We start from the raw sequence: 3643 nt of genomic DNA, 5'->3' as shown, positions 1-3643 counted from the left end.
CGTTGGTGAGAAAGACTCTAAGGGTGAAGAAAACAAAGTTGCCACAAACGGTTCAACTGTAACTGTCACCGATAAAGACGATGACCTACCACGTAAGATTACCTTCAGTAAGGTAAATCTAGCGGGTGAAGAAATCGCGGGTGCAAAAATCCAAATTTTCCGTGGAGAAAAAGTTACAGGTAATCCTGTGGCTGAATGGACTTCAAAAGCCAGTCAATCACATGTACTTGATTTGACTCCGGGAGTATATACTTTCCATGAAGAGGCCGCTCCAACTGGATATTTAGCAGTAACAGATATTACATTCCAAGTTAACTACGACGGAACTGTAACAGTGGTAAATGCTAATGGAAATCAGGTTGAGTTTAAGGATGGTAAGTTAGTAGTAACGGACCAAACTGAACCAGAAAATCCTAACCTACCAAACACTGGAAGTGAATCTGGACAAGCTGCATTAGCAGCCGGTTTAGCTCTTCTAGCTTTAGGTGCAGGTCTTGTAGCAACTAAACGAAGAAAAGAAGACTAATCTCATTTAGTAGCCAATAAGTACAGTAAAGAAAGATCAGGGATAACCCCCTGATCTTTTTTTGTTTTCCTGTGTATGACTAGAGAGAGTTCCCGGTGAAGAAGTTTCGAAAATGAACACTACAACCAACTATATTAATTTTAGATTAAAATAATATTGATTAAGTAAAATAAAAATAGTTAAATATAAATGCTAAGATAAATCAAACATTCAAAATGATGTAAATTTTTCTGATATATTTTTTGAGTCTATTTTTGAATTATATAAAAATCCTATAAGAAAAAGCTTTATGCATGTAAAAATATCCTTTTTGATATCTAGTTTAAATTTCCGATATTATATTAACACCCTGTCAACATTTTGTTTAAACATTTACATGTTATAAATAAAAAAACTTATAAAAATGTATTATAATAGATTCAAAGGGGGTTGATATATTAAATGAAACAACCGTTATCGCTAAAGAGGTTGAAGTGTAACCTTATTTATACTGAACCTCTTGTTCTTTGCTCAGTTTGAAAGGAGTGACCTATATTGGGAATTAAAAATCATAGTTTGCATTTTAGATGATTCTATTTTTTAGAAAGGAAGATTATGAAAATCAAGAAACTTTGGTTATACATCCTAACTTCCCTAGCATGTTTACTGGCATTTATTTTTGCTCCGCACAATGTAGAGGCAAAGGAATTAAAGAATGTTATTAGCAATATTGGGATTTGGGAAGTTGACAATGGGAAATTTACAAAACCAGATGCAAATGGGGTCTATAACCTTTCACCAGAACACCACAATTACTCCAACTATAAGTTTGTTGTAGATTATGATTTAAGTGCATATGATGGTAAGTTAGAGGATGGTGATAGCTTTACATTTACTGTTCCAAGTCCATTAACTGTTAGAGATGAGACTTTTGAACTCAAAGATAAAGAGACAGATCTTGTTATTGGTGAAACCAAAATTGTCTCAAATGGAGATAACAATGGTGGTAAGGTTACCATTACTCTACAAAATCTAAAAACCTATCTTGAGAAAAAGAAGGGAATTCATGTTCAACATGTCAGAGGGACTTTCTATGTTGGCTTTAGTTCTAAAAATGAACTGAGCAGTGAAACTCTTCGTTTTGAAAAGAGTGAAACTATTAATGAAATTACCCATCAGATTAAGGTCAAAAAAGCGGGAGCCTCTGATTATTCTGAAGGAATTGGACGTGCAAATTTTAGTAAATATCATGGTTTAATTTATAAAGAAGATTGGACTTCTAAAACTTTAAATAAGAGTGGCCACTATCTACATAGTTGGTATGTTAGGGTTAATCCAAAACAAGCCGCCTACAATAAAATTGAAATTCGTGATTGGGTGGATCCAGACGCTTCGCCAATGCAGATGATTCCTGAAACAATCAGTGTTATAGCAGGATGGTACAATCAATCATATTATATGAAAGATGAGAAAGTTTTAGAGGCAGGCAAAGATTACGAAATAAAATGGAATGAATCTTATACTGAATTTACGATTACCATCAATAATGCTTCTTCTATTATTGCTAAGAATGGGAAACCAGCTGCCTTTCGTATCGGCTATAAAACAACTGCACCAGCAGATGGTACCAAAGTTCAAAACAATGCAGAAATGAAGGGGGATGATAAGGTTCTAACTTATGACGATCTTAGCACTAAAACAATCGTAAAACAGATTGGAAATTCGATCATCACCTCTGGTGGTACAATTCAGTTGGAGACTGCTTACAAAATCATTGTTTATAAGGTAGACGAAGTAACTCAAGCCAGACTTAAAGGAGCTAAATTTAAGATTACTCCTCCAGCAGGTGCTACTGCCAAAGAAGAGATTGTGACGACAAATGATGACGGTATCGCAGAATCATCCATTTATTCAGAGAGTGATATTAAGAAAGGGAACTTCACAGTAACTGAAATTGAGGCTCCTGAAGGATATGAACTGAATCCCACTCCATTTGAGATGACTGTAGGAAAAGACGGTGCAATTCGAACAGTCACGAACAAACGCAACAGCACAAAAGCTCAGATTCAAGCAATTAAAAAATTGACTGGTCGAGCTATGAAAGCTGGAGAGTTTGAATTCGACTTGTTCAATGATAAGACAAACAAAGTTGTTGAAACAGTAACAAATGATGCGGATGGTAATATCAACTTTGCTGAATTGACATTTGACAAAGCTGGTAGTTACAAATATCACATCGTTGAGAAAAAAGCGAACACAACTGAAAAAGGTGTTACTTACGATGCCAACCCTGTTGGCGTTACAGTTACTGTAACAGCAGATGCTGAGGGCAAATTGTCTGCAGCTGTCGCTTACGAAAACGATGATAAGACTTTTGAAAATACATACGCTGCTGAGAAAACTTCAGCTCCTATTGAAGTGACAAAAGTTCTTACCGGTCGTACCTTGAAAGCTGATGAGTTTGAGTTTGTATTGAAGAACGACGCAGATGGTTCAGAAGTCCAAAAAGTGAAGAACACTGCCGATGGCAAAGTGGCATTCGCTCCAATCGAATACACTGCAGCTGGCACTTACAAATACACTATCGTTGAAACAAATGCTGGACAAACTATTGACGGTGTAACATACGATAGTCTCGAAGTTAAAGTCACAGTAGAAGTTACAGACGATGGTGAAGGAAATCTTACTGCCAACGTAACTTATCCAGCTGACAAAGAGTTCAATAACAGCTATGGAGCTTCAAAAACTCCAGTTACGCTTGCAGTTAAGAAAACACTTACTGGTCGTGAGTTGAAAGCTGATGAGTTTGAATTTACTTTGACAGACCAATATGGTAACGTGAAAGAAACAGTCAAGAATGACAAAGATGGAAACGTTAAGTTCTCAGCTTTGGAATTCGATAAAGTTGGAACTTTCACTTACAAGATTGCTGAAAAAGCTGGTACTGCTACAGGAATCAAGTATGACACGAAAACAATCACTGCTACAGTTACTGTAACGGACAATGGTAAAGGTGTCCTTGAAGCGACTGTTACTTACGATGATGAAAAAGCATTTGAGAACACTTACACTCCAGCAGGAGCTACAAGTGTAACTCTTGGAGCTAAGAAAGTTCTTGAAGGTAAAGATCTTGAAGCA

Annotated in this window: 2 protein-coding genes; both read left to right on the top strand. The window is 36.3% G+C overall.

The window, feature by feature from the left end; translation table 11 throughout:
- Positions 1-526: prealbumin-like fold domain-containing protein (locus HMPREF8571_RS08585; RefSeq protein ID WP_000321465.1), on the top strand; the 526-nt coding region annotated here is incomplete at its 5' end.
- A 594-nt stretch (positions 527-1120) separates the two neighbouring features.
- Positions 1121-3643, top strand: a 2523-nt coding sequence (locus tag HMPREF8571_RS08580) for a Spy0128 family protein (RefSeq protein WP_000694292.1), incomplete at its 3' end; no start/stop codon positions are given.

This window comes from Streptococcus mitis ATCC 6249 (genome assembly GCF_000146585.1).
Taxonomy (GTDB): domain Bacteria; phylum Bacillota; class Bacilli; order Lactobacillales; family Streptococcaceae; genus Streptococcus; species Streptococcus mitis_AZ.
The sequence above is the reverse complement of the archived record's forward strand: the minus strand, read 5'-3'. Positions and strand labels throughout refer to the sequence as shown.